Below are 7,463 nucleotides of genomic sequence, written 5' to 3' on the forward strand. Positions count from 1 at the left end.
CGGCGCCGGCCCCGGGGCGGCGCCCGCGCGGCCGGCCGCCGCTCCCGCAGCGTTTGTGTCGTTGCGGGCGGCCTCGGTCTCGGCCGCCGCCTTCGCGGCCGACTCCTTAGCCAGCTGCGAGGCCGCCACCGCCTGCGCGGAGGACTCCTTCGCAGCCTCGGTCTCGCGCACCGCCTGTGCGGAGGCGTCCTTGGCCTGCTGCGTCAACTGCGCGATGGTGGCGCGCTCGGCGTCCCGGGCCTGGGCCACGTGCACGCCCACGGTGAGGAACTCGCGTACGTCGTCGATCGAGCCGTTGATGGCCAGGCGCGCGGCCGCCTGGGTGTTGGGGCCGCCGTCGCTGAGGATCTGGACGAGCTTGACCCGGTCATCGGCCTCGCGTGCGGAGTACTGGCCCTCGTTGAGGAACAGTTGCACGTCGTCGGCCGTGCCGTTCAGCGCTGTCTTCGCGGCCGCCTGCACGCCCGCCCCGGCACCGTTCATCAGCGAGGCGGCCTTCACCTGCTGATCGGCCTTCAGCGGCTCCTGCCAGCCACCCTCCAGGAAGGTGCGCAGCTCGTCCGGCGTGCCGACCAGCGCCTTGCGCGCCGCCTCCCGCACGGCTGCCCCGCCCAGCGTGAAGATCTGCGCGGCGCTGACCTGGTCGTCCTGCACCTGGGCAGCCGACCGACCGTTGTTCAGGAAGTTCTGTACGGCCCCGCCGTCCGAGCTGGTGAGCGCCGTCTCGGCCGCGGCCTTGACCGCCGGACCGCCGTCCTTCCAAAACGCCACCACCCGGGCGCGGTCCGTCAGCGGCACCGGCTGCCCGTCGCCGCCGGCCGCCGAGGCGGGGTTCGTCCCCAGCAGCCCCGCGACGAGGGCCAGCGGCAACATCCCCAGCCACACCCGGCTCATGCCCGCCAGTACTCGGCGTCGCCTTCTGCGCATGGCATAACCGCCCCACCCCTGCGTCATGAGAAAACCCCCCGGATCTCACTCAGGCCTCGTTCGAGCACGGCCTGGCTATTGGCATTACGTGAAAGAAGAGCACGAATTCATGGGCCCGGTCCACCCCTGGCAGAAATATTTCGAGCGGCCGGAACCAGGGTCCGAAAATGGAGTTCCCCGCTCCAGTCCCGAGCCGATGACAGGAGTTCCGGATTCACAGAACCGGGGCCCCTGCTCCTGGTGGGACGGGTGAGGTAGGCGGCCAAACCTTGCCGGACATCGGGCCTTATGGGGCGCCATGCACGGATTTCCACACGTGTCGGCGATATTCAGGGTCGAGGCACAATAGTGACCCTTGACTTTTCCTTGATGATCCCCTCAGGGTGGACGGTGCGTTCTTCGCGTCCCGGCGCCCTGAGTTTCCAGGCGAAAACGGACGCATCCTCGATACTTTTGGCATCTACAGATCTGTCTGCATGATCAGCCCAGAAAGGGAATCGGATGAGCCGCCGCACGCTCAGCCGGCTGACGACTGCCGCTTTTGCCGCCGTTGTCACCTTCACCACCGTGGCCGCCGCCTCGGCCGACTCCTCCTCCTCCGCCACCCGGCCCGCCGCCGCCCCGGCTGCCGCGGCCGCCGACCCGACCCCGCCGCCGGCGGTCGAGGACTTCAGCTACCCGGGCGCCAGCCCCTTCCCGAGCCTGAAGCTCCTGCGAGGAGACGGCCACATCCTCCTCGCCGACTGCAACACCGCCACCCAGATCCAGCTCTGGAGCCGGGCCGTCCCCAACCCGGCCGGCGGTCCCTCAGTCTGCTTCCGGGTGAACGGCACCGTCGGCCAGCTCACCCTCGAACTGCCGCAGACGTTCCTCATCCAGACCAACGACCGCGCGGTTCGCGCCAACCTCACTGCCGACGGCGTCGCCCAGACCGTGGACATCCCCAAGGGCGGGATCACCGGCGTCGGCGAGGGCGCCGGCCAGAAGTCGACCATGCTCGTCGAACTCCGCGTCACCGGCTGACCCCGCGCCCGCCGGGCCACTGCCGGGCGGGCACCGACCCGTTACAGAGTCACCCACCGGTCGCAACGGCAACGAAGGAACGTCATCCCATGTTTCGCTCACGCTCACGTACCGCCTGGACGACCGGGGCCGTCACGGCCGCCGCCCTGACGGGTGCCCTGCTCACCGGCACGCCCGCGCCCGCCGTCAGCGGTGACACCCCGCCGACCGGCTCCTACGCGTTCACCGCAAGGATCGACATCGGCAACGGCACACGCGCCTGCTCCGGCGCCCTGATCGACCCGTACTGGATCATCACCGCCGCCTCCTGCTTCGCCGACAACCCCGCCCAACCGGCAACCGTCCCCGCCGGCCCACCCGCACTCAAGACCACCGCCACCATCGGCCGCACCGACCCCACCACCACGGGCCAGGTCCGCGACGTCGCCGAACTCGTCCCCCGCACCGACCGCGACCTGGTCATGGCACGCCTGGCCAACCCCGTCACCGACATCACCCCACTCGCCCTGTCCACCACCGCCCCCACCGCCGGTGAGGAACTACGGGTGACGGGCTACGGCCGCACCAAGACCGAGTGGGTGCCCGACCAGCTCCACAGCGCAGCCTTCACCGTCGGCGCCGTCGACCCGACCGGCCTCGCCATCACCGCCAAGTCCCCCGCGGACGCCGCCGTCTGCAAGGGCGACACCGGCGGCCCCGCACTACGACCGGCCGGCGACCACTACGAACTCGCCGCCCTCAACAGCCGCTCCTGGCAGAACGGCTGCCTTGGCTCCACCGAAACCACCCACACTGGCGCCTACGACACCCGCACCGACGACCTCGCCACCTGGATCCAACAGACCACCTCAGCATGGTCCGCTGTGATGGCCAGTCGGACCGGGGGTCGCAACACCGTCTACAACCCAGACACCAAGACCGCAGAGATCTTCACGCTGACCACCGACGGCACCATGACCAACGCCCACTACAACACCGACGGCAAAGACTGGTCCGGCTGGTTCACGATCGGCGCCGGGGGGCACTTCACGGGCACTCCCGCCGTCGTCTATAACCCGGTCACCAATGCCGTTGAGCTCTTCGCGATCGGTACGGACCGATCGCTGTACCGCACCACCTGGACCCGTGCCACCGGTTGGGGATCCTGGACGATGACCGGCGACTGGAAGTTCACAGACAGCCCCACCACCGTCTACAACCCGGACACCAAGACCGCAGAGGTCTTCGCCCTGACCGTCGACGGCACCATGGCCCACATCTACAACACCAACGGCGCAGGCTGGTCCACCTGGTCACTCATCGGCCCCAGCGACTGGAAGTTCGCCGGCACCCCCGCCGTGGTCTACAACCCGGTCAGCAACGCCCTCGAACTCTTCGCGACCGGCACGGACCGATCGCTGTACCGCACCACCTGGACCCGTACCACCGGTTGGGGATCCTGGACGATGACCGGCGACTGGAAGTTCACCGAGAGCCCCACCACCGCCTACAACCCGGACACCAAGACCGCAGAGGTCTTCGCCCGCATCACCGGCCTCATGGCCCACGCATCCAACGCCAACGGCGCAGGCTGGTCCGACTGGTCCATCATGGTCCGCCGGGCACCCAAGTGACCGTAGCCGACCACCCGAGGGCCCTGTACCCCTCAGCCCGTGTCCGCAGTTCCTCGACCGTCGAGGCTCACAAACCGTCAAGGCCGGCAGGGGGAGATCCTGATGTTTCGCTCACGCTCACGTACCGCCTGGACGACCGGGGCTGTCACCGCCGCCGTCCTCACCAGTGCCCTGCTCACCGGCACGCCCGCGCCCGCCGTCAGCGGTGACATCGCGCCGACCGGCTCCTACGCGTTCACCGCCAAGATCGACATCGGCGATGGCAGACGCGCCTGCAGCGGCGCCCTGATCGACCCGTTCTGGGTCATCACCGCCGCCTCCTGCTTCGCCGACAACCCCGACCAGCCGACGGCCCTGCCCGCCGGCGCGCCCGCACTCAAGACCACCGTCACCCTCGGCCGCACCGACCCCACCACCACGGGCCAGGTCCGCGACGTCGCCGAACTCGTCCCCCGCACCGACCGCGACCTCGTGCTGGCCCGGCTCGCCGCCCCCGTCACCGACATCACTCCCCTGTCCGTCGCCACCGGGGCACCCGTCCAGGGTGAAACCCTGCACGTCGTCGGCTACGGCCGGACCCGGACGGAATGGGTGCCCGACAAACTCCACAGCGCGACCTTCGGCGTGAACGCGGTCACCGCCACCGGCATCGCCATCACGGGCGTCGCACCGGCCGGCGCGACCGTCTGCAAGGGCGACACCGGAGGCCCCGCCGTTCGCGAGACGGGCGGCACCGTCCAACTCGTCGCCGTCAGCAGCACCTCCTGGCAGAAGGGCTGCCTCGGCAGCACCGAAACCGCCCGCGACGGCGCCGTGAGCACTCGCACCGACGACCTCGTCGACTGGATCAAGTTCGTCCGGTCCGGCACGATGCCGCCCCAGGCACCCGGCGTCCTGCGCTGGTTCCTCTCCGACTCCGCCCAGTCGGATCTCTCCACCCGGGCGACGTTCGACTTCGGGAGGAGCCCGATGCTGCCGCTGACGGGCAACTGGGACGGCATCGGCGGGGACACCCCCGGCGCCTACGACCCCACCACCGCCCACTTCTACCTGACGAACTCGCTCGACGGTGGCCCCAGCAGCACCGACTTCGGGTTCGGAAATCCGGGCGACGTCCCCGTGGTCGGCCGGTGGGACGGCGGACGCACCAGCGAGGTCGGGATCTACCGCCCCAGCACAGGCGCGTTCCACCTGCGCCACCACGACGGCACCGTGACGTCCTTCAGGCTCGGCGACGGCGGCAACTGGAAGCCGATCGCCGGAGACTGGACACACAAGGGCTTCGACACCCCGGGGCTGTTCAACCCCGACACCGCCACCTTCTACCTCGTGAACTCCATCCACGACGGCGAGGCCGACATCACGTTCAGGTTCGGTGACCGGGGGGACACACCCATCGCCGGAGACTGGAACGGCAGCGGCACCACCCAGGTCGGCGTCTACCACGCCGCCGGCAGTGTATTCCGCTTCCGCGGCGCCGCCGCCGACGGATCCACCACCCTCGTCTCCTACGGCGACAGCGGGTTCCCGGTCACGGGAGACTGGAGCGGCAACGGCAGGTCGACCCAGGGCATCGTCGTCCCCGGCCGCTGAACCACCTCCACCCCGGCCAGCAGCACCTCCTGGCCGCCAAAGGTGGGTCACCGGGTGCGGGTGACCCACCTCATCTCGCCGTGCGATGCGGGACTACAGCTCGCCGGCTTGGTGCCCTGAGCCGAGCCCCATGGTGTTCTTGCTGAGCTCTCCGCCGATGCACTTGGGCAGGTAGGTGTGTCCGATGACGGTCACCATGGCCTCCTGGATGCGGCGGACGGACATCATCGGCTCTGTCCGCAAACGCTCAACCTCCTTTGCGAGGGCGTCCAGACAGCTGCGGTAACGGCCTTGATCGATGATCGGTTTCTTGAGCCCCGCCAAGGCGCTTTGGAAGGTGTTCCAGTCTTCGTGCGGCTGGCGGAGCTCCACCACTTCGTCGTTGACCTCCACCAGCCAATTCGCCTCGATCGCCAGGTAGCGGCACAGGTTCGCGGCCTCGATATCGAGTCCCACCGCGCTGGCGAGTTCCTCCTCGCCGAAGCGAACGTGGTGATTGTCCGGAGTCCAATCGGAGGCGTTCACGTCAAGGCGGGACGCCAGCTCGTACAGCAGCACCTTGACCTTCTGGGGCAGATCGGCGTCCCACAGTGCGTCGATGTAGTCCTCACGGCGATCTGCGTTCGGCAGCGACGAGCTGTCGCTCATGTCGTGGGCGTTCTCCTGGTGGCGCTCCCGCGCGGTGCTCTGGTAGCCCCGGTCTGTTTCCTTCATGCGGCGTCGTACTTCCTTCTTGCGTGCGTGGTCCTTGGGCACTGCTCACTCTTCTCACACCGGCCCCGTGATCCGACGCGCAGAGCGAATCGGGGTCACAAAGTCCGGCGAGGATGCGGAGCACCTTCGGGCTTCGCTGCTCTTCGTTCACGGGCCGAGAGAGCACAGCCGGGACCGTCGCCGCACGGTCCGGATAGCACAACGAGGCAGAGCTCGCCACGTCACGCAATCAGCTACGGCACCGCGTACCGGGTACGGCCGGGTGTTGGGGTCTGACGGCGCGGCCGGTGTGGAAAACCTGTGGCCGGGCGCGGGCACGGGCGGTTGACTGGCACCGGACACGACACTGACCGACCAAGGGGGGTTCGTGGAGGATCCGCAGTTCACGATCGTGGTGAGCGGTGGCTCGCCTGGCGGGGCGACGGCCCTGAAGGCGGTACGCGCGGTCACCGGCCTGAGTCTGTGGCACAGCAAGCAGCTCCTGGACAGCGCACCCGCCACCATACGGGAAGACGTTCCGTTCGAGATCGCCGCCCCCGCAGCCCGCCAGCTGCGCCGGGCCGGCGTGCCCGCCTCCGTCCGGTGCGACTGGTGCCGGCGCACCCTGCCCGACGACGGTACCCCCGTCGACCCCGGGCCCTGTACCTCCTGGGCCTGGCCCACCGCCCACTGCCAGGCCAACTCCCTCACCACCTGCGACTGCGGCTACTGCACCGCCTACGGCCCCCTTCCCGGGCACACCGCCCACCACGGCACCTGAGCTCCCTGTCACCTGTACACAGGCCAGGCACATCGGGGCGGCGGTGGCCTACGGTCCTCGCTGTCGCAGCGCGACGAGACGGGGTGGGGTGGGTGCCAGGCCGGATTGCGAGGCCGCCGGGCTATCTGGCGGCGGCCGCGCGGGCGGAGGACGGGTCCAGCGGCGCCGCAGAGGTCAGGTGGAGTGACTCCGTGACCTGAGTCAACTTCCTTGTCAGTTAGTATTGATGATGTATGGTCAGGTCATTTTTGCAGGTCACGGCGGTGACGCTGCCGGTGGTGCCGGTCCCGGCGTATCACCCCGGGAAGGACTCCGGGATCGACCGCCGCCTGACCGGTCCGTCGTCGACGGTGTGACACCGGCGATCGGCATTGGGAGGGGCATCGTGAACGGCAGGATCGTGACTCTGCTCGGCGTACCCGTACTGCTCGCGGGGCCGGTGCTCGCAGCGGCCCCGGCGCACGCCGGCACCGGGGTGCGGGTCGACGACACGACCGTTTCCGGTGGCGCCTCGGCGACGGTGAACGTCACCATCGCGTACTCCTGCGACGCCGGCGGTTTCGTCGCGTCCGCGACCGCGACCGCCGAGGACCGTACGTCCGGCGCCCTTGGCTACGCCCGTTTCACCCCGAACTGCACGGGCGCGAATGTCGAAGTGACCGTCCCGGTCACGACTTTGAACCAGAGCCGCTACGTCGCGGGTGACACGGCGGCCGTGCGGGCCTCATTGCTCGACGCGACCGACACCGAGGTGGTCGGGAGCATCACCCGGCTCACCGTCGGCACCGCGTAGCCGGGCCGGCTGCGGGCGGCGGGCCGCACGGGCCGGGGAG

The 7,463-nt window shown here is 69.5% G+C and carries 7 protein-coding genes; 5 read left to right on the forward strand and 2 right to left on the reverse strand.

The genetic code is table 11. From position 1 onward, the window contains the following. A partial coding sequence (locus ACFV61_RS32680) for an ALF repeat-containing protein (RefSeq protein WP_380495612.1) occupies window positions 1–894 on the reverse strand: 894 nt, incomplete at its 3' end. 534 nt (window positions 895–1,428) lie between these two features. On the opposite strand from ACFV61_RS32680, the gene ACFV61_RS32685 reads away from it, so the two are divergent. From ACFV61_RS32685 to ACFV61_RS32695, 3 genes are all read left to right on the forward strand, one after another. Further along, on the forward strand, window positions 1,429–1,950 hold the full coding sequence (locus ACFV61_RS32685; protein WP_380495614.1) for a hypothetical protein: 522 nt from the start codon (window positions 1,429–1,431) through the stop codon (window positions 1,948–1,950). Window positions 1,951–2,039: 89 nt separating this feature from the next. Next, on the forward strand, window positions 2,040–3,563 hold the full coding sequence (locus ACFV61_RS32690; RefSeq protein ID WP_380495616.1) for a trypsin-like serine protease: 1,524 nt from the start codon (window positions 2,040–2,042) through the stop codon (window positions 3,561–3,563). 102 nt (window positions 3,564–3,665) lie between these two features. Next, entirely contained in the window at window positions 3,666–5,156 is a 1,491-nt protein-coding gene (locus ACFV61_RS32695; protein ID WP_380495618.1) for a S1 family peptidase, read from the forward strand. Window positions 5,157–5,249: 93 nt separating this feature from the next. Here ACFV61_RS32695 and ACFV61_RS32700 read toward each other — a convergent pair whose 3' ends face one another. Next, window positions 5,250–5,912, reverse strand: a complete 663-nt coding sequence (locus ACFV61_RS32700) for a hypothetical protein (RefSeq protein WP_380495620.1) — start codon at window positions 5,910–5,912, stop codon at window positions 5,250–5,252. 325 nt (window positions 5,913–6,237) lie between these two features. Between ACFV61_RS32700 and ACFV61_RS32705 the strand changes: the two genes are divergently transcribed. Both ACFV61_RS32705 and ACFV61_RS32710 read left to right on the forward strand, forming a co-directional pair. Next, on the forward strand, window positions 6,238–6,630 hold the full coding sequence (locus ACFV61_RS32705) for a ribosomal protein L7/L12 (RefSeq protein WP_380495623.1): 393 nt from the start codon (window positions 6,238–6,240) through the stop codon (window positions 6,628–6,630). Between the two features lie 385 nt (window positions 6,631–7,015). After that, on the forward strand, window positions 7,016–7,423 hold the full coding sequence (locus tag ACFV61_RS32710) for a hypothetical protein (RefSeq protein ID WP_380495626.1): 408 nt from the start codon (window positions 7,016–7,018) through the stop codon (window positions 7,421–7,423). Window positions 7,424–7,463: the final 40 nt, after the last annotated feature.

Origin of the sequence: Kitasatospora sp. NPDC059817 (assembly GCF_042731835.1) — a bacterium.
Classification (GTDB): domain Bacteria; phylum Actinomycetota; class Actinomycetes; order Streptomycetales; family Streptomycetaceae; genus Kitasatospora.